Below are 25,547 nucleotides of genomic sequence, written 5' to 3'. Positions count from 1 at the left end.
ATGGGCACGTTGACCGTGTGGAGGTACGACACCCCGACGGGCGCGAAGGAGGCGTCCGCGGTGGTACAGCGGCTGGCGCGGGAGCGGATCCTGACCGTCCACGACGCGGCGGTCGTCTCGTGGGAGGAGGGACGCCGCAAGCCCAAGACCGAGCAGTTGTTCAACACCGCCGCAGCTGGCGCACTGAGCGGCACCTTCTGGGGGCTGCTCTTCGGGCTCATCTTCTTCATGCCGCTCATCGGCGCCGCGGTGGGTGCCGCGACCGGAGCGCTGGCGGGCTCGTTGAACGACGTCGGCATCAACGACACCTTCATCAACAAGGTGCGCGACGAGGTGATCCCGGGCACCTCGGCGTTGTTCGTCCTTGCCTCCGACGTGGTGGTCGACAAGCTGCGGGCGGCCTTCGAGGGCGAGACCATGGGCGAGCTGATCTTCACCAACCTGAGTGACGAGCAGGAGGCCGCGTTGCGCGAGGTGTTCGTCGATTGATCCGGTCGACGCCGTGGTCGGAATCGACACCGGAGTCCCGCCTGGAGAACCTCCGAGCGCCCACCGCTCGGCGGCGATATCATCGGAGTGCGACTCCGGGGTTCGCGCCCAAGTGCGGTGACCGGAGTGCCATCGCATCCGCCAGTTCGGCCCCAGGACTCACGAGACGGCGTGGGGGACCGCTCGAGCTTCTGGAGCCACCCAGATCCAGGGTGGAGAAGAGTTGATGCGTCCCCCAAGCACCTTCGCCGGCGCTGGTAGCGCGGCAGGAGGCGAACCCCACAACGCACCACCGAACGTGCCGCGGCTGCCTCGTACCTATCTGGCCCGCGTCGGCCTGTGGCAGAAGATCGATCGTGCGACCGCCGGGGCCGTCACCCTCCTGGTGGCGCCGCCCGGTGCCGGCAAGACGCTGGGAGTCGCCGGCTGGGTGCGCACGGCGGCTCGACGCGGCAGCGCCGGACCCGTGCACTGGGTGGAGGGCGACGCCTCGTGGTCGGCACCTCGGATCGCGGACCTGCTCGATCGCGCGGCCGGTAAGGCCGACCCCGACGGCGAGGACGCCGGCGTGCCCGATCTGGTGGTGATCGACGACGCCCACCGACTCCCGTGCAGCGCCGTCGAGTTGATCGATGAGCGACTGCGCACCGCTCCGGAGACGATCCGCCTGCTTCTGATCTCCCAATGGGACCTACCGTTGACTCGGTTGGTGCCCGAGATGCTCGGCCACTTCACCATGCTGCACGGTTCGCTGCTCCGCATGTCCGGCGAGGAGGCCGCGACGCTGGTCGCGTCCCACGCGCAGACCACGGACCCGGACGTGGTGCGCTCGATCGTCTCCCACGCCCAGGGGTGGGCGGCGGTCCTGGTGTTGACGGCTCGGGCAATCGCGGCGCAGCCCGACCCGCGAGCCACAGCCGAACGATTCAGGCGCGACAGCGCGCACCCCGGCGACCAGATGGCAGACGAGGTCTTCGGCTCCCTGGCGCCGCGCGAGCGTCACCTGCTGCTCTGTGTAGGTACCGAGGAGGTCGTCAGCGCCTCGACCGCCAAGCACCTCACGCACGACGCGGCAGCCGGCGACATCCTCGGAGCGCTGGAGACGAGCGGGTTGTTGGTGACCCGGCTGTCCGATCCGGACACCGATGGACTCGATCCGGACGACGCGCGCTATCGCATCCACCCGCTTCTGGCCGACGTGATCCGCCGCCGGATCGCGGTCGGCGGGGTCGACGTCGCCCGGGCGCGATCCACCGTGGCCCGGGCAGTCCGGATCGACATCGCGCGAGGCGACACCTCCCGTTCCTTCGACCGGCTGATCTCGGTCGCCGAGCCGAACGCGGCGGCAGAGCTTCTCGCGACCGAGGGCATCGAGATCGTCGGCCGCGACGGCGGGTTCCGGATCGCCGAGTTCGTCCGCCGCTTCCCCGGCTCGATCGCGGCCCATCCGCAGGCGTGGTTCGCGGTCGCCTGCGAGCGCTGGTTCGCCGGCGACGTCGTTGCCAGTCGGCACTGGCTCGACCAGGTGCTGATGACCGCCTTCGGGCCGGATCCCCTACCGGAGACCGAGGTGGCCTGCGCTCGCATGATGCGTGCCCGGCTGGGCCTGGAGCCGATCGCCGATGCGGTGGCGAACGCGATCCGCGTGGTGGCCCAGGCGCAGGGGCCGCCACCAATCGGCGTCGGGGTCGCAGTGAGTCCGTTCGCGGGGAGCGGCGCGACCATTCCTGTGCTGCTCACCGAGCTCGGCATCTGTCAGAACTGGCTCGGTGACCTGTCCCGCGCCGAGGTGAACCTCACCATGGCGATCGGACTCTTCCACAGCCGGGGTCTGGTGGCGTTCGCGGCATCCGCGAAGTCTCACCTGGCCTTCACCGAGTACATGCAAGGCCGCGAGCACATCTGCCGCAGGGCCGCCGACGAGACGATCGCGTTGTTGGCTTCGGGGACGACGCCACTGGAGCGATTCGCCATCGCGCGGGCGGAGCTGGCACTCGCCTTGGCGGGCATGATGGACCTTCCGCATCGGGTCATGCGAATGCAGCGTCTCCTCGCTGGCGGTCCGGACGAAGGAGTCGAGGTCCACCCCGCGGATCTGTGCACCCGCTACTGGGTGCGGATGCGCGAGGCCCGGATCGCCATGGTGAGAGGCTCGGTGGTCGAGGCCGAGCGGATTCTCGACATGCCGCTCAAGCTCCCGGTGGCAGAGGCCCTTCCCGCCCATCTCACCGTCGCTCTGGCCGTGGAGCGCGCCGTCTATGCGAACCTCTCTTATGAGGACCTGACGCTGCGCCAGCTTTCGGAGAGCCTCGGCACGATCGGTGCGGCTGCGGCGGAGGCTTTCGTGGACGGGTTGCGTGCGGACCTGAGGGGGGACCCACGCGCAGCGGTGGCGGCGTTCCGCAAGGCGGCGGAGAGGCCGAGCCACCCACAACCTCCGATTCGCGCCATGGCGTTGGTGTGCGTCGCGCAGCTCTTGGACGCGTTGGGCGAGGAGCCCGATGCCTTGGCGAGCCTCAAGGAGGCGGTGACGATCACCGACGTGCGTCGCAATGCGACGCCGTTCTACGGGTGGAGCCGCCATGGAGCGACCGTCGAATCGCTGCTGGACCGACTCGATGCCCGCTGCTCGACCCCATGGCTGAAGGAGATACTTGCCTCGGTCGCAGGTCAGGCCGGTGCGGTGGCGCACTTCGCCGCGACGACGGCGACGCCGCGTGAGCGGGAACAGGCTCGATCCAGCGGCCAGTCGATCTCGCTGAGTCCCCGCGAACGCGCGGTCCTCAACGAACTCGCTCGCGGGGCGACCTATGCCGACGTCGCGGCCGCGCTCTTCGTCTCGGAGAACACCGTCAAGACCCACGTGTCGAGCATCTATCTCAAGCTCTCGGTGTCTCGCCGCAGTGATGCGCTGGCGGTCGCCCGGACGCGGAACCTGATCTGAGGTGCCGGGACCGGGCGATTCGCGGGTCGATCACGCTTGGCCTGGATCCAGGCTTAGCGCTCGAGGACGACGGTGAACGGGCCGTCGTTGACCGACGAGACACGCATTTCCGCGCCGAAGACGCCGCGAGCCACGGTTGCGCCGAGCCCCTCGAGCTCGGCGCAGAACGACTCGTAGAGCGGCTCGCTGACCTGGCCGGGTGCGGCTGCCTCCCACGTGGGGCGCCGGCCCTTCCGGGCGTCGCCGTAGAGAGTGAACTGGCTGACCACCAGCACCGGCGCGCCGACGTCGGAGGCCGACCGCTCCTCGCGAAGGATCCGCAGCCCCCAGGTCTTGCGGGCCATCCACTCGACCTCGGCGGACCCGTCGGTGTGAGTGATCCCGAGGTACACCAGCAGCCCAGGCTCCTCGATCGAGCCGACGACGTCGCCGTCGACGGTGACGCTGGCCTGCTCGACCCGCTGGATGACCGCTCGCACGTGCGAAGTCTGACACCATGCGGGCATGTCCGATCGACCCACCGTGCCGCCCGAGGCCCTGCTCATCACCGTCGCCCCCACCGGGGCCGAGACGAGCAAGGCAGACTGCCCCCAGCTCCCGACCACCCTCGACGAGCTAGTGGCCGCCGCCCAGGAGTGCGAGGCCGCCGGCGCGGCCATGGTGCACGTCCACATCCGCGACGACGAGCACCAGCCCACCCTCGAGCCCGCCCGCCTGGCCGACACGGTCGCGGCGCTGCGCGAGAACACCGGGCTCGTCGTCCAGCTCTCCACTGGTGGGTCGGTGCACGACCCGCTCGAGAACCGTCTCAAGGTGCTCGACGCCGCGCCCGACTCGTGCAGCCTGACGATGGGCACCACCAACTTCGGCGACGACGTGTTCTTGAACCCGTGGCCGTTCATCAGCGACCTCTACCAGCTCAGCCAGGAGCGCGAGGTCGTGCCCGAGTTCGAGCTGTTCGACCTCGGCCACGTGGCCGCCCTGCACCGGCTGCTCAAGACCCACGGCCTGCCGTACGGCGGTCGCGTGCACGTCGACTTCGTGATGGGCGTGCCCGGTGGCATGCCCGGCACCGCCGACGCCCTCGTCGCCGCGGTCGCCGCACTCCCGGACGCCGTCACCTCCTGGGGCGCCACCGGCATCGGCCGCACCACGCTCGCCGTCGGCCTGGCCGCGCTCAGCAAGGGCGGCCACCTGCGCGTCGGCATGGAGGACGTGCTCACCCTGGCCCGCGGCGTCCCGGTGGAGCGCAACAGCCAGCTCGTCGAGCGGGCCGTGGCGATGGGCGAGCTGGCCCAGCGCCGTCCGATGACGCCGGACGAGGCCCGCGTGCTGCTCGGAACCCGACCACGGTCGTGACTACGGGTCGGTGACCTCGCCGGTCGCGGGGTCCCACCCGAGCGCCTGGACGGTGTCGGGCTGCACGCGGGTCCCGAACGCCTGGTCGTGGACCCGCTGGGCGAGCGCATCGTGCCGCGTCGCTCGACTACCGGGGTTGATTATCCGGGCCGGAGCGCCCGCGCGGAGCCATTCGTCCTTTCAGGGCAAGGTCGACCGAACACTAGACTGGCGCCCATGCCCTTCCAGATCCCGGAGAACCTGCACCCCGACTGTGGCCCCGTGGCGTGGCTGCTCGGCACGTGGAACGGAAACGGCCGCGGTGACTACCCGACCATCGACGCCTACGAGTACAAGCAGGAGATCGTCTTCCAGCAGGACGGTCGTCCGTTCTTCTACTACTTCGCCCGCTCGTGGGTGATCGACGAGAACGGCGAGACCCTGCGCCAGGGCGCCCAGGAGGCCGGCTTCCTGCGCTGCCTCCCCGAGGGCAAGCTGGAGCTGGTGCTGGCGCACAACATCGGCGTCAGCGAGATCTGGTACGGCGCCGCCCAGGACGGCAAGATCGAGCTCCGGACGGCGGGCGTCGGCTACACCGAGACGGCCAAGGAGATCGTCTCCGGCGTTCGGCTCTACGGGAACGTCGAGGGCGACCTGCTCTACGCCTACGACATGGAGGCCGAGGGTCAGGAGCTGCAGCCGCACCTGTGGGCGAGACTGCAGCGTGTCTGACTGGCGCGCGGACCTCCGGGCCCGCGGCTATCGACTCACCCCGCAGCGCGAGCTGATCCTCGAGGCGATCGAGGAGCTCGACCACGCGACCCCCGACGAGGTCCTCGCCCACGTGCAGCAGCGGGCGTCGTCGGTCAATGCGTCCACGGTCTACCGCACCCTGGACGTGCTGGAGGATCTTGGCCTGATCCGCCACACCCACCTCACCGACCGCGCGCCGACCTACCACGCGGTCGGCGACCACGAGCACTTCCACCTCAAGTGCCGCAGCTGCGCCACGGTGATCTCCGTCGACGTCGATACCGCCGGACTGCTCACCCGGCGACTGGAGAACGAGCTCGGCTTCGTCGCCGACGTCGGACACCTCACGGTGTTCGGGCTGTGCGCCGAGTGCCGGGAGTCCGACGGAGGTTGAGCAAGCTGGAGGGCGAGGAACGAGCCCGACAGCGCAGACGAAACCTCCTGACCCTCCTCGGGGGACGTTGGCGGTGAGGGTTCCGTTGGAGACGACGAAGGGCGGGTCGCACCTGGTGGTGCGGCCCGCCCTTCGGCGATGTCCGGTGGGTCAGCTGCCGGAGTTGATCATGCCGGCGCCGACGGTGACGCCGGTGGCCTCGTCGATGAGGATGAACGAGCCGGTGGTGCGGTTCTGCGAGTAGGGGTCGCACAGCAGTGGGACGGTGGTACGCAGCTGGACGCGGCCGATCTCGTTGACGCCGAGCTCCTTGGTGTCCTGGTCGCGGTGCAGGGTGTTGACGTCGAGGCGGTACTGGATGTCCTTGACCAGCGCGCGGGCGGTGCGGGTGGTGTGCTTGATGGCCAGCTTCTGCCGCGGCTTGAGCGGGGTGGTGGTCATCCAGCAGACCATCGCGTCGATGTCCTGGGACGGCGTGGGCGCGTTCTTGACGCGGGCGATCATGTCGCCGCGGGAGACGTCGACGTCGTCGGCGAGGCGGACGGTGACCGACATCGGCGGGAACGCCTCGGCGACCTCCTCGTCGAACAGGTCGATGCCCTCGATGACCGAGGTCATGCCGGAGGGGAGGACCACGACCTCGTCGCCCGGCTTGAGGACGCCGCCGGCGACCTGGCCGCCGTAGCCGCGGTAGTCGTGGTGCTCGTCGGACTTGGGTCGCACGACGTACTGAACGGGGAATCGCACGTCGACCAGGTCGCGGTCGGAGGCGACGTGGACGTGCTCGAGGTGGTGCATCAGGGTCGGGCCGGAGTACCAGGTCATGTTCTCGGACCGGTTGACCACGTTGTCCCCGACCAGCGCGGAGATCGGGATGACCTCCAGGTCGGGGATGTTGAGCTTGGTGGCGAACTGGGTGAACTCGGCGTGGATCTTCTCGTAGACCTCCTGGGAGTAGTCGACGAGGTCCATCTTGTTCACCGCGAGCACCAGGTGCGGCACCCGCAGCAGCGAGAGGAGGACGGCGTGGCGTCGCGACTGCTCGGTCAGGCCCTGACGGGCATCGACCAGCACCAGGCCCAGGTCGGCGGTGGAGGCGCCGGTGACCATGTTGCGGGTGTACTGCACGTGCCCGGGGGTGTCGGCGATGATGAACTTGCGGTTCGGGGTCGCGAAGTACCGGTAGGCGACGTCGATGGTGATGCCCTGCTCGCGCTCGGAGCGCAGCCCGTCGGTGAGCAGGGAGAGGTCGACGTAGTCGTCGCCGCGGGCCTCGGAGGTCTTCTCCACCGCGTCGAGCTGGTCGGCGAAGATCGACTTGCTGTCGTACAGCAGCCGGCCGATCAGCGTCGACTTCCCGTCGTCGACCGACCCGGCCGTCGCGAAACGCAGCAGATCCATCTGCCCCTCAGCAGGGCCAGTGGTGGTGGCCATCAGAAGTAGCCTTCCTTCTTGCGGTCTTCCATGGCGGCCTCGGAGAACCGGTCGTCACCACGGGTGGCGCCCCGCTCGGTGAGCCGGGCCACCGAGATCTCCTCGATGATGTCGTCCAGCGTGGCCGCGGAGGACTCCACGCAGCCGGTGAGGGTCATGTCGCCACAGGTGCGGAACCGGACGGTGCGCTCCTCGACGGTCTCTCCGGACCGCAGCGGGTTGAGCGGGGTCTCGCTCATCAGCATCCCGTCGCGCTCGAACACGCGGCGCTGGTGGGCGAAGTAGATGCTGGGGATCTCGATGTCCTCGCGACGGATGTAGTCCCACACGTCCAGCTCGGTCCAGTTCGAGATCGGGAAGATCCGCATGTGCTCCCCGGCATGCAGCCGCCCGTTGTACAGGCTCCACAGCTCGGGGCGCTGGTTCTTCGGGTCCCACTGGCCGAACTCGTCGCGGTGGGAGTAGACGCGCTCCTTGGCGCGGGCCTTCTCCTCATCGCGCCGGCCGCCACCGAACGCCGCGGTGAAGCCGTTCTCCTCGATCGCGTTCAACAGCGTCGGGGTCTGCAGCCGGTTGCGGGAGGTCTTCCCGTCGTCGACCACGATCCCCCGCGCGATCGCGTCGTCGATCGAGGCCACGACCAGCTTCACGCCGAGCCGGTTCACCCAGTTGTCCCGGGTCTCCATGACCTCGGGGAAGTCCAGGCCGTTGTCGATCTGCATGATCGGGAACGGGATCTTCGCCGGATAGAACGCCTTCTCGGCCAGGCGGAGCATCACGATGGAGTCCTTGCCGCCAGAGAACATCAAGACCGGCTTCTCGAACTCCGAGGCGACCTCGCGGAAGATGTGGATCGACTCCGCCTCCAGCTGATCCAGCTGGCTCAACCGGTAGTCGGCATGCGTGGTGGTCATAGGTGAGATGGGGCCCTCTCGAAGGACAGCGCGTTCGGTACGTACAGCAGCCAGCATCGTAGCCGCGCGCCCGGATCGGCACGAACACGACGAGTATGTCGATCCTGTCACCATACTTCGGCGTGGTGCCTGAGCAGTGGACGGGTCAGCGCTCCCGCCAGAGCAGGACGCCGCACGCGACCATGCCGGTGAGCCACAGCCCGAGGATCGGCAGGTCGCGGGAGTTGACGCCGTTCTCCTGGGTGAAGGCGATCAGCATCTCGCCCGAGCCGGGTCCGTCGCCCTTGAGCAGGATGAGCGAGAGCAGGGTCAGCACGACCATGACCAGGACGATCAGGAGCCGGTTCGTCGGCGATCCTCGGCGTCCGGGAGTCATCGGGTGCCCACCTGCTGCCGATGCGGCCGCTCAGTGGGACGGCGAGGCCTTGCGGTCTGCCTCGCTGGTGCCCTCCAGGTCCGCGACGTAGGGCGCGCCGAACATCGGCAGGCCCTGGCCCTTGCGCAGGACCCCCCACACCAGCGGCACCAGGACGATCATGGCGACACCGGTGGCGGCGATGAAGTACGGCGCACCGTCCTTGCCGAACGGCTCCCAGCCGGCCTTGCCCAGCAGGGCGACGCCCGACATGGTGAGCACCACGACGATCGCCCGCCGGATGAACGACTGCGGGACCCGAGGTGCCAGTCGGCTGCCGAGGATCGTGCCCGGGATCGAGCCGATGAGCAGCGGGATCAGCAGCTCCCAGTCGAGACCGTGGATGGCGATGTTCGAGATGGCCGCGGCCAGCACCAGCGGGACGGCCTGGACCAGGTCGGTGCCCACGAGCTTCACCGCCGAGAGCCCCGGATAGAGCATGAGCAGCGCGACCATGATGACCGAGCCGGATCCGACGCTGGTGATGCCGACGAGGAGGCCGCCGAGCGCGCCCACCAGGAACGTCGGCACCGGCCGGATCCGCGGGTTCTCATCCCCCAGGTAGCCCCCGGAGCGAACGCGGCGCAGGTTGATGTAGAGCCGCAGCGCGTAGGTGGCGGCCGCGAGCAGCAGGGCGATGCCGATCGCGAACTTCAGGGTCTGGTCGAGGTTCTCGGGGTCGGTGAAGGTCTTGATCGCATACGGACCGAGGAGGGCCATCGGGACCGAGCCGAGGATCAGCCACTTCGCGAGCTGGAGGTTGGGCGAGCCCTCCTTGGAGTGGACCAACGCGCCGCCGGTCTTGTAGACCGCGGCGGCGGTGAGGTCGGCCGCGACGACGGCCGCAGCCGACTGGTGGGGGGCCAAGAACAGCAGCGCCGGCGTCATCAGCGCCCCGCCGCCCATGCCGGTCAGGCCGACCACGATGCCGACGAAGAAGCCGGCGGCGAGGATGCCGAGTGCCGTGGCGGTGAAGAGGTCCATCAGCGTTGCTCCTCCGAGACAGGGGTGGTCAGGTCGAGGTATCCGGCCTCCGCGAGTGCGGCGATGACGTCGCCGAGGGCATCATCGATGCTGCGACCGGTCGTGTCGACCCGGACGTCGGCGTCTTCGGGCTCCTCGTAAGGGGAGGAGATGCCGGTGAACTCCGGGATCTCACCGCGGCGCGCCTTCGCGTACAGGCCCTTGCGGTCGCGTCGCTCGCACTCCTCCAGCGGGGTGGCCACGTGGACCAGGAAGAAGGCGCCGCCGGCGTCCTCGACCATCTCGCGCACCTGGGCGCGGGTCTCGGCGAAGGGCGCGATCGGGCTGACCACCGCGACGCCTCCGTGCCGGCTGATCTCGGCGGCCACCCAGCCGATCCGGCGGATGTTGGTCTCCCGGTCGGCTTTGCTGAACGTGAGTCCGGCCGACAGGTTGCGGCGCACGACGTCGCCGTCGAGGCTGGTGACGCTGCGTCCGCCGTGCTCGAGGAGCCGGTCGATCAGCGCACGGGCGAGGGTCGACTTGCCGCTGCCGGACAGGCCGGTGAAGAAGAGCACCAGGCCCTGACGCTCGGGCTCGGGCAGGTCGGCGTCGATGATGTCGTCGAGCTGGGGGAGTGGCTCGCCGGCGTCGGTCAGCCCGACGACCGGGTCGTCGCCGGCATAGGCACCGGCGACCTCGAAGCCGAGCCGGTGGTCGGCCTCGGCGTCGTCGTGGGTGGCGAGCGGGACGGCGACCACCGCGGCGTCCGGCAGCAGGTCGGCCACCCGCAGGGTGGCCCGCAGGAGCGCGGGCGCGGACAGCTCGGGAGTGCCGTGACCGACCAGCGCGAGCAGGACGAGCGGCCCGAGGGTCTGCAGCTGGTCGAACTGGACGTCGGTGACCGGGCCGGTCACCGGGACGAACGTGCGGCCGGCGTAGCGGGCGCGGACGTCGTCGGGGCGCAGGTAGAGGCGCCGGAACGGGCCGTACTCGGCGTGAGTCAGCGGTTCGACGCGGCGCGAGCCGTCGGCCTCGAGGTGCGCCCGCGCGAGGGGCAGGCCCTCGGGGTCGACCAGCTCGACGGTCGGCTCGGCGACCAGATCGTCCGGCAGCGTGAGGGTCAGCGGGCTGTCCGGCGTCCCGAAGGCGCTCACGGGGGCGGCGCCGGACGCGATCAGCTCGAGGTCGTCGAGCTCGCGCGCGGTCGGACAGTGTTGGGGGCTCGACACGGACCAGATCATGCCAAACTCGCGTCGATAACCTGACTTCATGGGCACTATGAAGTTGGACCAGTCGGGCGCTCCCGTCGTCGCGGAGATCGTCCGCTCCGGGTTCGTGGAGGGGCACCACTACGGGTCGGTGGTCGCGCTTGCTCCCGACGGCGCGGTGGAGTGGGCGATCGGTGCGGTCGACGTGCCGATCCTGCCGCGCTCGTGCAACAAGCCGATCCAGGCGCTGGCGATGGTGCGTCTGGGGCTCGACCTTCCCGACGACCTCCTCGCCCTGGCGTGCGCGTCGCACTCCGGGGAGGACTTCCACCTCGACGGCGTCCGGCGGATCCTCGCCGGCGCTGGGCTCACCGAGGCCGACCTCCAGACGCCTGCCGACTTCCCCCTCGACGACGTCGCGCGCGAGGGCGCCCTGCGGGCCGGGCGCGAACGCGACTCGATCTCGATGAACTGCTCGGGCAAGCACGCGGCGATGCTCGCCACCTGCGTGCTCCGTGGCTGGGACACCGCCACCTACCTCGAGCCCACCCACCCCCTCCAGGTCGCGATCGCCGAGACGTTCGCCGAGGTCACCGGAGAGCCGGTCGCGGTCGTGGCGGTCGACGGGTGCGGCGCCCCGCTGCTGTCGACGTCGTTGACCGGGCTGGCGCGTGCGTTCCGCGCGCTCGCCGTGGCCGAGGAGGGGCCCGCGCGCCGCATCGCCGACGCGATCCGGGCCTACCCCGAGTTCGTCTCCGGTACCCATCGCGACGAGCTGGCGCTGCTGCGGGCGCTGCCCGGAGTCATCGGGAAGGCCGGCGCGGAGTCGTGCTACGCCGTCGCCCTCCCCGACGGCCGGGCGTTCGCGCTCAAGACCGACGACGGGGCCCCGCGGGTGCGGCCGGTGCTGATGGCCGCCGCGCTGCGGCGATCCGGCATCGACTCCTCCGCGGTGGACGCGACCGGGGAGCTGCCGCTGCTGGGCGGCGGAGTGCGGGTGGGGGAGATCCGGGCGGTGTTCTGAGCCGGTCCGCTGCGCCGCGCCGGCGTCGTGTGACCAGTCCCACGCTTGCAGAGTTTGCATTTTGCTAGCTGTTGCTAGCACTGTGGAGGCATGGCGAAGAGCAAGGTGGGAGAGGCCGTCGAGTCGCTCGGCGAGTACCTCAAGGAGCAGCGGGTCGCCTCGCGGCTCTCACTGCGCCAGCTCGCCCAGCAGGCCGGGGTGTCCAACCCCTACCTGAGCCAGATCGAGCGCGGCCTGCGCAAGCCGTCGGCCGACGTCCTCCAGCAGTTGGCCAAGGCGCTGCGCATCTCCGCCGAGCAGCTCTACCTGCGCGCCGGAATCGTCGGGCCCGGTCCCGGCGACGGAGCTGTCTCGTCGGTCGAGCTCGCCGTCCTCGGCGACGTCGGCCTCACCGAGCGGCAGAAGCAGTCCCTGCTCGACGTCTACTCGTCGTTCCTCGCGCTCAACGCCGCTGAACGCGACACCGTCGGCCAGGACGCCGCCGGCGAGACGCCGAAGTCCAGCAAGACCGACAAGACCACCAAGAAGAGCAAGACAGAGAAGAAGGAGCGCTGAATCATGGCCAAGACCAAGATCGACTTCAAGTCCCTCGAGATCCCCGCCGCCGTCCGCACCCCGCTGTACGCCTACGTCGGTGCCGGCGACCTCGCCGTCGCGACCGTCAAGGAGTACGTCGCCGACGTGCAGAAGAAGCTGGCCGGATACCAGAAGGACGTCGAGACCCTCGTCACCGACGTGCAGAAGGGCGCCTCCGACTTCGACGCCGACAAGCTGCGTGCCACCGCCCAGGAGCGTGCCGCCGCCCGTCGTGCCCAGATCGAGGCTCGCGTCGCCGAGCTCCAGGCCGAGGCCAAGGCGTTCCCCGCCAAGGTCCAGACCGTCCTGGGCGACGCCTACGGTGACCTCGCCAAGCGCGGCGAGGCCGTCGTCCGCGGCACCAAGCTGCCCTCCAGCGCGACCGTCGAGGTGAAGGTCAACACCACCATCCCGGCCGCCAAGACCGAGACCGCGACCAAGCCCGCCCCGCGCAAGCCCGCCGTGAAGACCAAGCCGGCTGCGAAGAAGGCCTCCAAGCCCGCCGCGAAGAAGACCGCGCCGGCCAAGAAGGCCGCGGCGAAGAAGCCGGCCGCGAAGCCCGCTGCCAAGAAGACCGCTGCCCCCGCCTCGTCCGCGTCGGCCAGCACCTCGGCCAGCACCTCGAGCAACACCTCGAGCAACACCGGCTCCAGCGCCGGCAGCAGCACCCAGGCGCCGTCGGCCTGAAGAGACGACGACGGGCAGCTCTCACTGTTCTGAAAGTGGAGGCCTGCCCGTCAGGTCGGCCGGCCCGCCGGCCACCCCCACCGAGCCCCGCAGGTATGAGCTGCGGGGCTCGGCCCATTTCTCTCCCTCCTTGCGCTGACCCGTCAGCCATAGCTGACGGGTCACCGTCGATCTTGCGCTGACCCGTCCGCTATAGCTGACGGGTCAGCGTCGAGCGGGGGCAGTGCCGGGGGGCCGTGATCTAGGCTGTCCCGCACCATGAACGTGTTCCAGATCCAGGCCGATGTGATGGCGGTGGTCTCGCTCGCCTGCCTTGCGATCGCGGTGTTCAGCTTCGTCAACTCGCTGCTGTACCCCGCCGAGGCCTATGACGCCGCCAACAAGCTCACCAAGACCGCCTGGAACACGATCCTCGGCATCGGCGTGCTGCTGTACTTCGTGCCGATCGGGCTGACGCTGATCAACCTGGCCCTGCTGATCGCCGCGCTGGTCTACCTCGCCGACGTCCGGCCCGCCCTGGCGAGCCTGCGTCGGCGCTGAGGCCTGGGGGCAGGGTCTAGAGTAGGTTACTCACCAGTTTCACCCTGCAAGAGAACCGGCAACGGAATCGGAGAGCCTGTGAGCGGCGACCACGTCACGCGTCCTTGGGGTGCCTGGGCCGTGCTCGACGAAGGCCCCGGTTACAAGGTCAAGCGGATCACGGTGCATCCCGAGCATCGGCTCAGCTACCAGACCCACGCCCACCGAGCCGAGCACTGGACCGTCGTCTCGGGCCGCGCCACGTGCGTCATCGACGGCTCCACGCTCGTGGTGCGTCCCGGTGAGTCGGTGCGCGTCGACATCGGTCAGGCCCACCGGATCGCCAACGACGGCGAGGAGCTGCTGGTCCTCATCGAGGTGCAGCTCGGCGCCTACTGCGAGGAGGACGACATCTGTCGCCTCCACGACGACTACGGGCGCGACGCCGTCCCGCAGTAGCGCTCCAACGCTGCCGAGGCGTCCTCCGGCTCGAAGCCGGTGGCCCGGATCCGGGTCAGGTCGAACTCACTGTGCCGGGGTCTCGGCGCGAGCGACCTGCCGGCGCCGTACTCGGCGGTGGTCGTGGAGCCGACATCGGAGGCCGAGCGCCCGCTGAGCTCGAAGACGCGGCGTGCGACGTCGGCCCAGGACATCGGATCGCCGCCGTTGCTCACGTGATAGGTGCCGTAGCCGGCGCCGGAGTCGATGAGGTGAAGGGTCGCGCGGACGAGCTCGTCGGTGAAGGTGAGGCGGCCGAACTGGTCGTCGACCACGGCCGGCGAGACGCCGTCGCCGGCCAGGCGCTGCATCGTGCGGACGAAGTTGTGGCCCTCGCCGATCACCCACGACGTGCGCAGGAGGTAGTGCCGCTCCGCGCAGGCCACGGCCAGCTCGCCGGCGGCCTTCGACTGGCCGTAGACGCCGAGCGGGGCCAGTGGCTCGTCCTCGACGTGGTGGGCGAGGTGGCCGTCGAAGACGTAGTCGGTGGAGTAGTGCACCAGCAGGAGGCGGTGCTCGTTGGCGACCCGGGCCAAGGTGGCCGGCGCCACCGCGTTCACCCGCCAGGCCTCGGCGCGCCCCTCGGGCGTCTCGGCCGCATCGACGGCGGTGTAGGCGGCTGCGTTGACGACGACGTCGTACTCGTGCCACGGCCAGGCCTCGACGGCTGCGGCGTCGGCGATGTCGAGGTCGGCCCGGGTGACCCCGACGGCGCCGGGGATCGCAGCCACGAGCGCCCGGCCGAGCTGGCCGCCGGCGCCGAGCACGAGCGTGCGCAACGGCTCCATGGGGGTGACCTCGGCCAGCCGCGGATTGTGCCTGTCCTTCTCGGAGATCTCGGCCTCGGCCAGCGGGATCGGCCAGTCGATCGCGGCGTCCGGATCGGCGAGGTCCAGCGCCGGGTAGGACTCACCGGCACGCCAGTGGTCGTTGACCAGGTAGCTGTAGGCGACGCCGTCCTCGAGGGTCTGGTAGCTGTTGCCGACGCCGCGCGGGACGAACACCGCCACCGACGGGTCGAGCTCGATGGTGAACACGGTGCCGAAGGCGGGGCCCTCGCGCATGTCGACCCACGCCCCGAACGCGCGTCCGGTGGCGACCGACACGAACTTGTCCCACGGCTCGGTGTGGATGCCACGGGTCGCGCCGCGGCGGGTGTTGAACGAGACGTTCTGCTGCACCGGTCCGAAGTCGGGGAGGCCGAGAGCGGTCATCTTCGCGCGCTGCCACCCCTCCTTGAACCAGCCGCGAGCGTCGGCGTGCACGGGCAGCCGGACGACGAGCAGACCCGGGATGGGGGTGGTCTCGACGGCGAGGTCGGTCCCGCTCACGGGGTGCCCTTTGGGGTGCTCATGCCTGGCCCTTGGCGGCGTAGGCCGCCTCGGTGGCGTCCTTGTGGGGGCGCCACCAGTCCTCGTGCTCGCGGTACCACTCGATGGTGTCCGCCAGGCCGGCGCCGAAGTCGGAGTAGGACGGCGTCCAGCCCAGCTCGGTGCGCAGCTTGGTGGAGTCGATGGCGTAGCGCAGGTCGTGACCGGCGCGGTCGGCGACCAGGTCGTAGTCGTCGGCCGGACGGCCGAGGTGCTCGAGGATCATCGAGACGACCTCGAGGTTGTTCTTCTCCCCGTCGGCGCCGATCAGGTAGGTCTCGCCGATCGAGCCGCGCTCGAGGATCGTGAGGACCGCCGAGGAGTGGTCGGCGGCGTGGATCCAGTCGCGCACGTTCGTGCCGGCGCCGTAGACCTTGGGGCGGCCGCCGTCGAGCACGTTGGTGATCTGGCGCGGGATGAACTTCTCGATGTGCTGCCAGGGGCCGTAGTTGTTCGAGCAGTTGCTCAGCGTGGCCTGGACGCCGAAGCTGCGCACCCAGGCGCGCACCAGGTGGTCGGACCCGGCCTTGGCTGCGGAGTAGGGGCTGCTCGGGTTGTACGGCGTGGCCTCGGTGAACCGCGCGGGGTCGTCGAGCTCGAGGTCGCCGTAGACCTCGTCGGTGGAGATGTGGTGGAGCCGGGTGCCGTGCTTGCGGGCCGCCTCCAGCACACAGAAGGTGCCGACGATGTTGGTCTGGATGAACGGGCCGGGCTCGCTCAGCGAGTTGTCGTTGTGCGACTCGGCGGCGAAGTGCACGATCGCGTCGTGCTCGCCGGCGAGGCGTTCGACCAGCGGCTGGTCGGCGACGTCGCCGACCACGAGCGAGACCCGCTCGGACGGCAGACCCTCGATCGACTCGCGGGATGCCGCGTAGGTGAGCTTGTCGAGGACGGTCACGGCCGCGTCGGTGTGGTCGACAAGGTGGTGGACGAAGTTGGAGCCGATGAACCCGGCACCGCCGGTCACGAGGATGCGCTGCACCGGGCCACCCTAGATGACCGGTGGCATCGACTCGACGACGACGGTCCCGGGTTCCCCGGCGGCCGTCGTGGGGAATCGACTGTGCGTGAGTGGCTTCTCCGTCGATCCTGAAGTGGTGCGAGGCGCCGGCCTGGACATGCACCGGCTGGCCCTCGCGGTCGGCATGGCGCGCACCTGCGTGGAGAACAACGTGCACGTCGACACCGGCGGCACCTTCCTGAACGAGATCGCCCGGGTCGCCAACGACGACCTGCGCGTCGAGCTCCTCGACGACTACGGCACCCGCGGGACGGCGTTCACCGCATTCAGCAACGCGGGCCTGGCCCTGACGAAGATGGCCGACGACTACCAGTCCGTGGATGCGGCGCAGGCGGCGAAGATCGACGCCGTCATGGACACCGACTCAGGGCCGGCGCCGGTCTACATGGGCGGTGATCCGAGTGTGTGGGTGCACGACTACTCCTTCGTGACCGCCGAGGTGAACGGCTTCGAGGGCTTCGATCAGCTGCTCCAGTTCTCCGAGAACGTCGAGTACATCGTGGGCCTGGACTCGATCAGCGGCTGGACGACCGCGGCCGGGATCGTCGACCCCCTCCGTATCTTCCGGGAGAAGCTCAAGGGCGACTGGGAGAAGCTCGGCAAGGTCATCGGTGCCCTCGACAACCTCTCGGCGTTCTGGACCAAGGTCTCCGCCGACGTCCGTGGGGTGCCGGCCAAGTTCACCGGCAACTGGGTAGAGCCGCCGGGCGGCCCGCCCTTCTACCAGGGCAACGCGGAGTACGGCGGCGCGCCGAACTGGTCTGGGAAGGCGGCCTCCGCGACGGCGGCCTGGATGGAGAAGGTCGGCGGCAAGGCCGACGACCACGAGTACGCGATCTATCTGCTGACCACCGGCATCCGCTTCCGGCTCCAGGCCATGTACCAAGCCATGGACCTGTTGCTCGACACCGTCCAGGACCTCATCGAGATCCTTCCGTGGGGGCAGTCGTTCGACGACTTCGTCAAGGACACCGTCCTCCCGTGGCGCCAGGCCGAGCGGTTGAAGAAGATCGTCGGGGCCGTGGGCAAGGTGGTCACGCGGGTCGACGCACTGTTGATCCTGGTCCAGGAGCTCCTTGGTGTGTTCTCCAGCCTGGTGGCCAGCATCCACGATCTCGGCTTCCCGGAGGCCGGCTACGACGCACCCGACGTGAACGGACCCGGCAAGTGACCCCCGAGGAGACCGATCGACTCCGCGAGCTTCTCGCCCGCCACAACGATCCGTCGCTGCATGCGGCGGTGTGGGACTACCGTGAAGGCCGGATCGATCGGCGGGCGTTGATGACGCACCCCGCGTTCGCCGCGGCGATGCGCGCAGATGCCGGGCAGCTCAAGTCCGACCTGGCCGTGCACGGCGCCACCCCGGAGTGGCTGCACGCCCGCCTCGCCTACGAGCTCGCGCACGATCCCGATCTGCGAGAGGACGCGAACGGCGTCCTCCTCCTCGACCCCGACGCCCCCACTGGCTAGACCAGGTTGCGCAGCCGGTCGAGGAGGGATTCCTTCACCGCCTCGGTGACGGCGGCCTCGATCTGAGAGTTCAGCTCGTCGGTGCTGTTCAGGTTGCGCAGCAGGTCGCGCAGGTCGAGGTCGTCGATCGCGCGGATGAGCACGTCGTCGGTCTTCAACGCCGAGTCGATCACCGAGTCCGGCAGCGCGCGGATCGCGGCCTCCAAGAAGCCGTTCAGGTCGGCGGAGTCGAGTGCCTCGTCGACGAGCTCGGACGCCGGCGGCAGGGTGCCGTCATCGGCCATCTGCCGCACCCCCTCCTTGAGTCCCTCGCGCAGCGCGTCGATCTCGGCGTCGGAGCGGGCCCCACCCTGTCCGAGCTCGAGGGTGAGGGCCTCCCGGCTCACGCCGAGCCGGCAGGCGGCGCCGTCGATGCCGAGCAGCACCAGTCGCTCGGTGAGCCCTTCGATGCCGTCGGCCCGGCTGGTGACCTCGCGCTCGACGCAGGGGTCGGCGACCTTGAGGGGCTCGAAGGTGCCGCCGCCGTGCGCGATCTGGACGCCGAGGACGCCGCCGACCAGAGCGAGGGCGAGGACCACCATCGTGACGGCGCGCAGCCGGAGGCTCGCGGTCTCGTTCATGGCGCCTGCTCCGGTGGCGTGATCACCGTCGGTGGTGCGACGTGCGGTGGAGGCGGTGCCGGAACGACCGTCGGCGGCTGAGGTGGCGGCGCGGGGGACGGCGGGCCGTGCGGCGGCGGGGGCATCGCTGCTCGCGTACGGCGCCGCGGGATGAGCACGGTGAGAAGCGCGAGCAGCGCCAGACCGCCACCGATCAGGAAGGAGTCGCGGAAGGCGTGGGTGGCGGCCCGCTCGAGCTGGAGGGTCAGCGCTGCCTCGAGGTCGGCCAGGGCCGGCTTCTCCCGGGGCTCGACCTTCACCTTCTCGAACGCCGGGTGCAGGTCGGGGACCTGGCCGCGCTGGCCCTCGAGCTCGTCGCTGAGCCGGCGCGCGAGCGCGATCTTGTCCTCGGCCTTCAAGGGGGCGTCGATGACCAGCGAGGTGATCGCCTCCTGGGCCGGCTCCTCGGCGTCCTGCAGGTCATGGGTGAACACCGGGGTGAGGATCAGCAGGCCGAGCACGACTCCGAGGTGGCGCGCGCTGATGGTCCAGGCGGCGTGGCGGGGGCGCGGGAGCCGCATCTCCATCGCGACCACGGTGAGGCGGTCGACGGTGAGCCCGAGGCCGAGACCGACCAGGGCCTGCGGCGCGATCGTCCAGCCGAGGTGGGACGACGGAAGCAGCGCGAGACCGGCAAGGCCGCCGGCCACCAGCAGGCAGCCGGTGGCGACCTCGACCTCCACCGGCGGTGCCAGCAGCCGCGCCAGCGGCGCCGAGACCAGGGCCGCGATCGCGACGACCGACACGGTCACCGCCGCCGTCGCGGGGGAGTGGCGCCACCCCTCGACCAGGAGCAGCACCAGCAGGAAGAGGGCGGCGGTCAAGGCGGCGGAGAGCAGCGCCAAGGTGAGGTTCGGGAGGAGCGCGGGGCGGTGCCGTTCGGGAGGCGGAGGCGTGCGCGGGATCCGGATCGCGAGCGCCGCGGGAACGGCCAGCACCGCGAAGGGCACCTGCACCACGAAGATCGCCTGCCAGGAGATCGCCTGGGTCAGCAGGCCGCCGGCGACCGGTCCGAACGCCGTCCCGACGACTCCGGCGCCGATCCAGATCGCGACGCCGCGCTGCCTGCCCCACACGGCGACCATGAGCTCGAGGCAGGCGACCAGGGCCAGGGCGCCCCCGAGCGCCTGGATGCACCGGGCGAGGATCAGGATCTCGATCGATCCCGCAGCCGCGCACCAGGCCGAGGCGCCGGCGAAGGCCGCGATTCCGACAGCGCCCAGCACTCGTGGGCTCATCCAGCGCAGCAGCGCCGCCGACGGCACCGCCGCGACGCCGAGCACCAGGTTGAAGGAGATCAGGACCCAGGCGACCTCGGTGACCGAGGCGTCCAGGTGCTGCAGGATGTCGGGCAGGGCGAGGGTGACCACCGCCGAGTCGGCGAGCACGAGCGCGACGGTGACCGCGAGCAGCGGGGCTACGACACGACGCACGCCGCGATCCTGTCAGGTGCTGCCACGGGAGCGCTGAAGGGTCGCGAGGTCGGCGTCGACCATGCGGGCCACGATCTCCTCGAAGTCGACCGTCGGCGTCCAGCCGAGGGCGGTGCGTGCGCGGGTGGCATCGCCGACCAGTTCCGGCGCGTCGCTCGGGCGCGCGAGTGCCGGGTCGAGCTCGACAAGCGGCTCCCAGTCGTCGATGCCGACGCGCGCGAACGCCGTCGACACGAGATCGCGGATCGAGTGGGCGACCCCGGTCGCGATCACGTAGTCGTCGGCTTGCGGCGCGTCTGCGGCGGCGATCATGGCGGTCACGTAGTCGGGCGCCCAGCCCCAGTCGCGGCGCGGCTCCAGGGTGCCCAGAGTGAGCCGGTCGGCGCGCCCGTTCGCGATCGCGGCGACCGTACTGGTGACCTTGCGGGTCACGAACTGGGCCGGGCGCCGAGGGGACTCGTGGTTGTAGAGCACGAGGCTCGAGGCGTGCAGGCCGCGAGCCCGATAGACGCCGACCGCCAGGTGGGCGTACGCCTTCGCCGCGCCGTAGGGATTGGTGGGCCGGACCGATGTGGCCTCGTCCTGTGGCGAGGCGTCCGGATGGCCGAAGATCTCGGCGCTCGAGGCCTGCACGAACCGGACGTCGGCGCCGCGCTCGCCGAGCAGCCGAGCCGACTCGAGCAGCGCCACCGCCGCGGTGCCGTTGACCTGCGCGGTGCGATCGGGCTCGGCCCATGACTGGGCGACCGAGCTCAACGCGGCCAGGTTGAACACTCGGTCGGGGGCGAGGTCGAGGATCAGGCGGCGGGTCGCCTCGACGTCGGTGACGTCGCCGCGGTGCACGTGGGCGGTCTCGGGGACGTCGGGCAGCGGCTCGCCGGGAAGCGCCAGCACATGCACCTCGTCGCCGCGGGCCGCCAGCGCTTCGGCCAGGTAGCCGCCGTCCTGGCCGCCGGCGCCGGTGATGAAGGAGCGCGACGTCATCGGCTCACCAGCCCGAGCGGGCCGCCGCGAGGTCGGCCTCGACCATCATCGCGACGAGCTCGGTGAACCCGACCTTGGGCTTCCAGCCGAGACGCTCGCGTGCCTTGGACGCGTCGCCGACGAGATGATCCACCTCGGCGGGGCGGATGAAGCGCTCGTCATGCTGGACGTAGGGCTGCCAATCCTCCACGCCGACGTGCGCGAACGCTGCCTGGACGAACTCCCGCACCGAATGGGTCTCACCGGTCGCGATCACGTAGTCGTCGGCGTGGGGCTGTTGGAGCATCAGCCACATCGCCTCGACGTAGTCGCCGGCGAAACCCCAGTCGCGCTCGGCGTCGAGGTTCCCGAGCACGAGCTCGTCCTGGAGGCCGAGGTGGATGCGTGCGACCGCCCGGCTGATCTTGCGGGTCACGAACTCCTGTCCGCGGCGCGGGGACTCGTGGTTGAACAGGATCCCGGAGGAGGCGTGCATCCCGTAGGACTCGCGATAGTTGATCGTCATGTGGTGCCCGTAGACCTTCGCGACGCCGTACGGGGAGCGCGGCCACAGCAGTGTCCGCTCGTGCTGGGGCGACTCCTGAACCTTGCCGAACATCTCCGAGCTCGAGGCCTGGTAGAAGCGCACCCGGCTCGGATCGTCGCCGGTGTGCAGTCGCAGCGACTCCAGCAGCGTCAGCACACCCTTGGCAGTCACGTCCGTCGTCAACGCCGCCTGCTCCCACGAGTAGGCCACGAACGAGACGGCTCCGAGGTTGTAGACCTCGTCGGGGTCGGAGTCGCGCAGCGCCCGGATCAGGCTCGACATGTCGGTGAGGTCGCCGTTGTGCAGGGTGACGGTGGGCAGCAGCTCGCGCACGAGATCGCGCTTGGGGTTGTTCTGCCCACGGATCAGGCCGTGGACGTCGTAGCCCTTGGCCACCAGGAGCTCGGCCAGGTACAGCCCGTCCTGCCCGGTGATCCCGGTGATGAGCGCGCTCGGCATGGCTGCATCCTTGCAGGGCGAGGCTGTCGCTCAATGGTCCGGCTGCTCAACGTCTGACGCGGGCTGGTCGGCCGGAGGTTGAGCAAGCGAGCGCCAGCGAGCGCTGACGAAACCCCGGCGACTGAATGCGCGACTGTGGCGGGTTCGTGTTGCGCTCGGTCGATCGGCTGACACGGGGTGGTGGGGTGGCCGCGCGCGTAGCCGATCGAGTCTCGCCGTCAAGGACGCTCGCTGCGCTCGCGCCACTGCGTGGCGGACTTCGTCCGTCCTTGACCGCGAGCCTCGCTCGATCGGCTGGTCGACGCGCTAACGGCACGGGCTCCGCCCGCGCCGCCGCCTGCGCGGCCACCCCTGCTCACTCCGAGTACGCCGACTCGCACAGCTCGCGTTTCCGAGGCCGGTGGCGAGGTTTCGTCGGCGCCGACGAGTTCGTTCCTCACTCGTCGGCTTGCTCAACCTCCGAAGAATCGCCCGTCCCGCCGGAGGTTGAGCAAGCGAGCGCCAGCGAGCGCTGACGAAACCCCGGCAACCGACACACCCATCGGGACCACCGAGAACCAGTCCACAGTTCGACTAGAACGCACTAGCGAATAAACGCAGGCCGAGGTAGAGTCAGATATGCCCACAACCACCCGCACCCGCAACCTCGACCCGGCCCTCGCCGCGGTCCGCGCCGCCGAGGCCGGCGTGCGGGAAGCCGAGATCACCAAGCTCCACGCGGTCCTGGCCTGGGCCTCGGAGCACACCATCGGCGACCAGCCCGATCCGATGTCGTTCGGAGAGTGCCCCCTCCACCTGGCCGGTCCGGGTGCGCCGGTGGTCGATGAGTTCGCGGCCTACGACCTCGGCGCCACCTTGGGGCTGTCGTCGGAGAGCGGGTGTCAGTACCTCGGTGAGGCCCTTGAACTGCGGCACCGGCTCCCCAGGCTGTGGGCGGCGGTCACCGCCGGGCGGTTGGTGGTGTGGAAGGCCCGCCACATCGCCCGGGCGACCATCGCGCTCCCGCCCGAGGGTGCGGCCTACGTCGACCAGCGCCTCGCCCAGGCGGTCACCAAGATCTCGTTGGTCCAGATCCGCCGCCTGGTCGAGGAGGCGGTCCTCCGCTTCGCCCCCGATGAGGCCACAGAACCCAAGACCGACCGGCGGCGGGTGTTCGTCGACCTCCACCTGGCCGACCCCCACGGCAACGTCCCGGTCGACGCGATCCTCTCAACGCCCGACGCCCACGACCTGGAGACCGCGCTCCGCGCCGGCGCGAAGCGGCTCGCCGAGGCCGGATCCGAAGACTCCCTGGATGTGAGGCGGTCGATCGTGCTGGGTGAGTTGGCCCGCGGCGACCAGGCCCTCGACCTGGCCGGCGCGTCGGTCGTGGTGCACGTCCACGCCGACAGCCCCCACTTCGGCCGGTGCGAGACCAGCAGGTCTCCGGTCACCGTCGAGACCATCAAGGACTGGGTCAACGACGCGGCGAAGATATTCATCCGACCCGTGATCGACCTCAATCAGGCTGTCCACGTCGAAGCGTACGAAGCACCCGACCGGCTCCGCCGGCAGATCGAAATGCGTGATCTGACGTGCGTGTTCCCGCACTGCCACAAGTCAGCGATCCGGTGCGACCTCGACCACGTCTGCCCCCACCGCCGCGGCGGCGCGACCTGCACCTGCAACCTCGCCCCACTCTGCCGGCGGCACCACCGAGCGAAGACCCACGGAGCCTGGCGCTACATCGTCGAACACCCCGGCTCGTATCTGTGGGCCACGCCCTCAGGCGACACCTACCGCCGCGACCACCACGGCACCACCCAACTCAGCCCAGCACTCGCCTTCGCCGAGCCCTGACGACCCCGCCCCGACACCCCGCCCACAGGCGGGGCTATCGGCACGCCCGGGCTTCGCGGCGGCAACCGAGAGTCAGTACGCGCCGCGGGAGTTCAGGACGGCGCCGAAGGTCTTCAGCAGGATCGAGAGGTCCTGGAACATCGACCAGTTGTCGACGTAGTAAAGGTCGAGCCGGATCGCCTCGGGCCAGGAGAGGTCCGAGCGGCCGGAGACCTGCCACAGACCGGTCATGCCGGGGCGGACGTGGAGGCGGCGCGAGGTGATGTCGTCGTACCGGGCGACCTCGGTGGGCAGCGGCGGACGCGGACCGACCAGGCTCATGTCCCCGGCGAGCACGTTGAAGAGCTGCGGGAGCTCGTCGATGGAGAAGTGCCGCAGCAGGCGGCCGGGCTTGGTGATCCGGGGGTCCGCGGCGAGCTTGAAGAGCCCGCCGCTGTGGCCGGTCTCGGCCTGGAGTCGCGCGAGACGTGCCTCGGCGTCGATCACCATCGTGCGGAACTTCAGGCACGAGAACTGCTGGCCGTCGCGCCCGATCCGTACCTGCCGGAAGACCACCGGCCCCCGGTCGTGCAGCCAGATCCGCGCCGCGGCGTAGCCGAAGAGAGGTGCGAGCAGGACGATCAGCACGGCCGCACCGACGACGTCGAAGAGGCGCTTGCCCCACCGCGCGGCGTCGATGGCGCCGGGGGGATCGAGGTGGATGAGAGGCAGGCCGCCCACGGGGCGCACGTGGACCCGGTTCCCGGAGACGTCGGACACGCTGGGGGCGACGATCACTTGGACGTGCTCGGGTTCGAGGTCCCACACCATCTGCCGCATCTCCGCCGAGCAGGTCACCCCGCCGCCGGCGATGAAGACGACGTCGGCGCCGGACCTGCGGACCTGCTCCACGACGTCGGTGCACAGCCCGAGGACCGGGACCTTCCCGGCGGTCTGGTCGGTGATCGTCGGGGTGAGAGCACCGACCACCCGGTAGCCGAGGCCGGCCTCGCGGGCCAGCACGCTGGCGACGTCGTCGATGCAGTCGGGCATGCCCGCGATGAGGACGCTGTGGGAGAGCGACCCGTGCCTGCGGGAGCGCTGGACACCGCGGCGCAGGATGAGCCTGCCGACGAGGAGCGCGGGGATGCCGAGTCCGAATGCGAGGACGAAGAAGCCCCGAGACAGCGGGAATCTGAGCAGGAAGGCCCCGACGCCGATGGCGGCCGCGGTCGCGAGAGTGGCCCTGGCGACCCGGCGGAACTCGTCGGTGCCGGCGTCGAAGAGGCTGGTGGAGTACCCGCCGGCGAGCCAGATCGCGACCAGCCAGCCGACGACCACCGCAGGCGCGGCATACCCGACCTGCTCGGCGAGGTCGTTGGACCAGAACGGCCAGTGGTCGCGAGCGGCGAAGCCGATCAGGGTGGCGATGGTCGCCAGGACGGCGTCGAGCAGGAACGCCGCGACGGGCAGGAACTGCATCGTGCGCGACGGCCGAGGCAGCCGCAGCCGGGGGCTGCTGGACTCCCCGAGCAGGAGCGACAACGGCAGAATCGACATCGGCACCCTCCCCGGCACGTGCGGGGATCGGTCCCCCCGCTGGATGCGCCGACGCTACGGTCCGCCGGAGTCGGACTTGAGTGCTCGA

The 25,547-nt window shown here is 70.2% G+C and carries 26 protein-coding genes; 13 read left to right on the top strand and 13 right to left on the bottom strand.

Annotation, left to right across the window (positions count from 1 at the left end):
• Both WMR31_RS02790 and WMR31_RS02785 read left to right on the top strand, forming a co-directional pair.
• Positions 1-489: a DUF1269 domain-containing protein gene (locus WMR31_RS02790; protein WP_340537245.1), complete on the top strand. Its 489-nt coding sequence runs from the start codon at positions 1-3 to the stop codon at positions 487-489.
• Positions 490-715: 226 nt separating this feature from the next.
• Positions 716-3,433, top strand: a complete 2,718-nt coding sequence (locus WMR31_RS02785; protein ID WP_340537244.1) for a LuxR C-terminal-related transcriptional regulator — start codon at positions 716-718, stop codon at positions 3,431-3,433.
• Positions 3,434-3,486: 53 nt separating this feature from the next.
• On the opposite strand, the gene dtd is transcribed toward WMR31_RS02785, so the two are convergent.
• Positions 3,487-3,912: a D-aminoacyl-tRNA deacylase gene (gene dtd / locus WMR31_RS02780; protein WP_340537243.1), complete on the bottom strand. Its 426-nt coding sequence runs from the start codon at positions 3,910-3,912 to the stop codon at positions 3,487-3,489.
• Positions 3,913-3,937: 25 nt separating this feature from the next.
• Between dtd and WMR31_RS02775 the strand changes: the two genes are divergently transcribed.
• The 3 genes from WMR31_RS02775 to WMR31_RS02765 all read left to right on the top strand — a co-directional run bounded on the left by WMR31_RS02775 (position 3,938) and on the right by WMR31_RS02765 (position 5,918).
• A complete protein-coding gene (locus tag WMR31_RS02775; RefSeq protein WP_340537242.1) occupies positions 3,938-4,792 on the top strand; it encodes a beta-keto acid cleavage family enzyme in 855 nt (284 codons plus the stop codon).
• 216 nt (positions 4,793-5,008) lie between these two features.
• A complete protein-coding gene (locus WMR31_RS02770; RefSeq protein ID WP_340537241.1) occupies positions 5,009-5,503 on the top strand; it encodes a heme-binding beta-barrel domain-containing protein in 495 nt (164 codons plus the stop codon).
• The gene (locus WMR31_RS02765; RefSeq protein WP_340537240.1) at positions 5,496-5,918 is read left to right on the top strand and encodes a Fur family transcriptional regulator; all 423 of its coding nucleotides are present in this window, start codon (positions 5,496-5,498) and stop codon (positions 5,916-5,918) included. Before WMR31_RS02770 ends, WMR31_RS02765 begins: the two co-directional genes overlap by 8 nt.
• A gap of 150 nt (positions 5,919-6,068) precedes the next feature.
• On the opposite strand, the gene WMR31_RS02760 is transcribed toward WMR31_RS02765, so the two are convergent.
• The 5 genes from WMR31_RS02760 to cysC all read right to left on the bottom strand — a co-directional run bounded on the left by WMR31_RS02760 (position 6,069) and on the right by cysC (position 10,876).
• Positions 6,069-7,352: a sulfate adenylyltransferase subunit 1 gene (locus WMR31_RS02760; RefSeq protein WP_340537239.1), complete on the bottom strand. Its 1,284-nt coding sequence runs from the start codon at positions 7,350-7,352 to the stop codon at positions 6,069-6,071.
• Entirely contained in the window at positions 7,352-8,266 is a 915-nt protein-coding gene (gene cysD, locus WMR31_RS02755; protein WP_340537238.1) for a sulfate adenylyltransferase subunit CysD, read from the bottom strand. The genes WMR31_RS02760 and cysD overlap by 1 nt, the downstream gene beginning before the upstream one ends.
• A gap of 145 nt (positions 8,267-8,411) precedes the next feature.
• Positions 8,412-8,642: a hypothetical protein gene (locus WMR31_RS02750; protein WP_340537237.1), complete on the bottom strand. Its 231-nt coding sequence runs from the start codon at positions 8,640-8,642 to the stop codon at positions 8,412-8,414.
• A 30-nt stretch (positions 8,643-8,672) separates the two neighbouring features.
• Entirely contained in the window at positions 8,673-9,665 is a 993-nt protein-coding gene (locus WMR31_RS02745; protein ID WP_340537236.1) for a sulfite exporter TauE/SafE family protein, read from the bottom strand.
• Complete coding sequence (gene cysC / locus WMR31_RS02740; protein ID WP_340537235.1) at positions 9,665-10,876, bottom strand: adenylyl-sulfate kinase; 1,212 nt, start codon at positions 10,874-10,876, stop codon at positions 9,665-9,667. The genes WMR31_RS02745 and cysC overlap by 1 nt, the downstream gene beginning before the upstream one ends.
• 40 nt (positions 10,877-10,916) lie before the next feature.
• Between cysC and WMR31_RS02735 the strand changes: the two genes are divergently transcribed.
• The 5 genes from WMR31_RS02735 to WMR31_RS02715 all read left to right on the top strand — a co-directional run bounded on the left by WMR31_RS02735 (position 10,917) and on the right by WMR31_RS02715 (position 14,120).
• Positions 10,917-11,879, top strand: coding sequence for an asparaginase (locus tag WMR31_RS02735; RefSeq protein WP_340537234.1), 963 nt, complete (start codon positions 10,917-10,919; stop codon positions 11,877-11,879).
• A 90-nt stretch (positions 11,880-11,969) separates the two neighbouring features.
• Positions 11,970-12,434, top strand: a complete 465-nt coding sequence (locus WMR31_RS02730; RefSeq protein WP_340537233.1) for a helix-turn-helix domain-containing protein — start codon at positions 11,970-11,972, stop codon at positions 12,432-12,434.
• A 3-nt stretch (positions 12,435-12,437) separates the two neighbouring features.
• A complete protein-coding gene (locus WMR31_RS02725) occupies positions 12,438-13,142 on the top strand; it encodes a hypothetical protein (RefSeq protein WP_340537232.1) in 705 nt (234 codons plus the stop codon).
• Positions 13,143-13,400: 258 nt separating this feature from the next.
• Entirely contained in the window at positions 13,401-13,682 is a 282-nt protein-coding gene (locus tag WMR31_RS02720; protein ID WP_340537231.1) for a DUF2516 family protein, read from the top strand.
• 78 nt (positions 13,683-13,760) lie between these two features.
• The gene (locus WMR31_RS02715) at positions 13,761-14,120 is read left to right on the top strand and encodes a phosphomannose isomerase type II C-terminal cupin domain (protein WP_340537230.1); all 360 of its coding nucleotides are present in this window, start codon (positions 13,761-13,763) and stop codon (positions 14,118-14,120) included.
• Here the strand turns inward: WMR31_RS02715 and WMR31_RS02710 are convergent.
• Together WMR31_RS02710 and rfbB are read right to left on the bottom strand one after the other, a co-directional pair.
• Positions 14,093-15,490: a sugar nucleotide-binding protein gene (locus tag WMR31_RS02710; RefSeq protein ID WP_340537229.1), complete on the bottom strand. Its 1,398-nt coding sequence runs from the start codon at positions 15,488-15,490 to the stop codon at positions 14,093-14,095. The two genes, WMR31_RS02715 and WMR31_RS02710, sit on opposite strands and share 28 nt — an antisense overlap.
• A 19-nt stretch (positions 15,491-15,509) precedes the next feature.
• A complete protein-coding gene (gene rfbB, locus WMR31_RS02705) occupies positions 15,510-16,511 on the bottom strand; it encodes a dTDP-glucose 4,6-dehydratase (protein ID WP_340537228.1) in 1,002 nt (333 codons plus the stop codon).
• 85 nt (positions 16,512-16,596) lie between these two features.
• Between rfbB and WMR31_RS02700 the strand changes: the two genes are divergently transcribed.
• Both WMR31_RS02700 and WMR31_RS02695 read left to right on the top strand, forming a co-directional pair.
• Entirely contained in the window at positions 16,597-17,721 is a 1,125-nt protein-coding gene (locus WMR31_RS02700) for a hypothetical protein (RefSeq protein ID WP_340537227.1), read from the top strand.
• Positions 17,718-18,020, top strand: coding sequence for a hypothetical protein (locus WMR31_RS02695; RefSeq protein ID WP_340537226.1), 303 nt, complete (start codon positions 17,718-17,720; stop codon positions 18,018-18,020). Before WMR31_RS02700 ends, WMR31_RS02695 begins: the two co-directional genes overlap by 4 nt.
• Here the strand turns inward: WMR31_RS02695 and WMR31_RS02690 are convergent.
• From WMR31_RS02690 to gmd, 4 genes are read right to left on the bottom strand one after another with little or no spacing between them, the layout of a single operon-like run.
• Complete coding sequence (locus WMR31_RS02690) at positions 18,017-18,640, bottom strand: hypothetical protein (RefSeq protein WP_340537225.1); 624 nt, start codon at positions 18,638-18,640, stop codon at positions 18,017-18,019. The two genes, WMR31_RS02695 and WMR31_RS02690, sit on opposite strands and share 4 nt — an antisense overlap.
• A complete protein-coding gene (locus tag WMR31_RS02685) occupies positions 18,637-20,112 on the bottom strand; it encodes an MFS transporter (RefSeq protein WP_340537224.1) in 1,476 nt (491 codons plus the stop codon). The genes WMR31_RS02690 and WMR31_RS02685 overlap by 4 nt, the downstream gene beginning before the upstream one ends.
• 12 nt (positions 20,113-20,124) lie before the next feature.
• Positions 20,125-21,096: a GDP-mannose 4,6-dehydratase gene (locus tag WMR31_RS02680; protein ID WP_340537223.1), complete on the bottom strand. Its 972-nt coding sequence runs from the start codon at positions 21,094-21,096 to the stop codon at positions 20,125-20,127.
• Between the two features lie 4 nt (positions 21,097-21,100).
• On the bottom strand, positions 21,101-22,081 hold the full coding sequence (gene gmd, locus WMR31_RS02675) for a GDP-mannose 4,6-dehydratase (protein WP_340537222.1): 981 nt from the start codon (positions 22,079-22,081) through the stop codon (positions 21,101-21,103).
• 618 nt (positions 22,082-22,699) lie between these two features.
• Between gmd and WMR31_RS02670 the strand changes: the two genes are divergently transcribed.
• Positions 22,700-23,920 carry an HNH endonuclease signature motif containing protein gene (locus WMR31_RS02670; RefSeq protein WP_340537221.1) on the top strand — a complete coding sequence of 407 codons (1,221 nt, stop codon included), beginning with the start codon at positions 22,700-22,702 and terminating at the stop codon, positions 23,918-23,920.
• Between the two features lie 72 nt (positions 23,921-23,992).
• On the opposite strand, the gene WMR31_RS02665 is transcribed toward WMR31_RS02670, so the two are convergent.
• Complete coding sequence (locus WMR31_RS02665; protein ID WP_340537220.1) at positions 23,993-25,459, bottom strand: sugar transferase; 1,467 nt, start codon at positions 25,457-25,459, stop codon at positions 23,993-23,995.
• Positions 25,460-25,547 lie beyond the last annotated feature (88 nt).

This window comes from Nocardioides epinepheli (genome assembly GCF_037936805.1).
GTDB lineage: Bacteria > Actinomycetota > Actinomycetes > Propionibacteriales > Nocardioidaceae > Nocardioides.
Note: the sequence above shows the minus strand (reverse complement) of the source record. Positions and strands in the feature narration are given on the sequence as shown.

What these genes read in the sequence shown, in the direction of transcription:
- WMR31_RS02790 (WP_340537245.1), top strand. Translation starts at nt 1, where the DNA reads ATGGGCACGTTGACCGTGTGGAGGTACGACACCCCGACGGGCGCGAAG.
- WMR31_RS02785 (WP_340537244.1), top strand. Translation starts at nt 716, where the DNA reads ATGCGTCCCCCAAGCACCTTCGCCGGCGCTGGTAGCGCGGCAGGAGGC.
- WMR31_RS02775 (WP_340537242.1), top strand. Translation starts at nt 3,938, where the DNA reads ATGTCCGATCGACCCACCGTGCCGCCCGAGGCCCTGCTCATCACCGTC.
- WMR31_RS02770 (WP_340537241.1), top strand. Translation starts at nt 5,009, where the DNA reads ATGCCCTTCCAGATCCCGGAGAACCTGCACCCCGACTGTGGCCCCGTG.
- WMR31_RS02760 (WP_340537239.1), bottom strand. Translation starts at nt 7,352, where the DNA reads ATGGCCACCACCACTGGCCCTGCTGAGGGGCAGATGGATCTGCTGCGT.
- cysD (WP_340537238.1), bottom strand. Translation starts at nt 8,266, where the DNA reads ATGACCACCACGCATGCCGACTACCGGTTGAGCCAGCTGGATCAGCTG.
- WMR31_RS02750 (WP_340537237.1), bottom strand. Translation starts at nt 8,642, where the DNA reads ATGACTCCCGGACGCCGAGGATCGCCGACGAACCGGCTCCTGATCGTC.
- WMR31_RS02745 (WP_340537236.1), bottom strand. Translation starts at nt 9,665, where the DNA reads ATGGACCTCTTCACCGCCACGGCACTCGGCATCCTCGCCGCCGGCTTC.
- WMR31_RS02735 (WP_340537234.1), top strand. Translation starts at nt 10,917, where the DNA reads ATGGGCACTATGAAGTTGGACCAGTCGGGCGCTCCCGTCGTCGCGGAG.
- WMR31_RS02730 (WP_340537233.1), top strand. Translation starts at nt 11,970, where the DNA reads ATGGCGAAGAGCAAGGTGGGAGAGGCCGTCGAGTCGCTCGGCGAGTAC.
- WMR31_RS02725 (WP_340537232.1), top strand. Translation starts at nt 12,438, where the DNA reads ATGGCCAAGACCAAGATCGACTTCAAGTCCCTCGAGATCCCCGCCGCC.
- WMR31_RS02720 (WP_340537231.1), top strand. Translation starts at nt 13,401, where the DNA reads ATGAACGTGTTCCAGATCCAGGCCGATGTGATGGCGGTGGTCTCGCTC.
- WMR31_RS02690 (WP_340537225.1), bottom strand. Translation starts at nt 18,640, where the DNA reads ATGAACGAGACCGCGAGCCTCCGGCTGCGCGCCGTCACGATGGTGGTC.
- WMR31_RS02680 (WP_340537223.1), bottom strand. Translation starts at nt 21,096, where the DNA reads ATGACGTCGCGCTCCTTCATCACCGGCGCCGGCGGCCAGGACGGCGGC.
- gmd (WP_340537222.1), bottom strand. Translation starts at nt 22,081, where the DNA reads ATGCCGAGCGCGCTCATCACCGGGATCACCGGGCAGGACGGGCTGTAC.
- WMR31_RS02670 (WP_340537221.1), top strand. Translation starts at nt 22,700, where the DNA reads ATGCCCACAACCACCCGCACCCGCAACCTCGACCCGGCCCTCGCCGCG.
- WMR31_RS02665 (WP_340537220.1), bottom strand. Translation starts at nt 25,459, where the DNA reads ATGTCGATTCTGCCGTTGTCGCTCCTGCTCGGGGAGTCCAGCAGCCCC.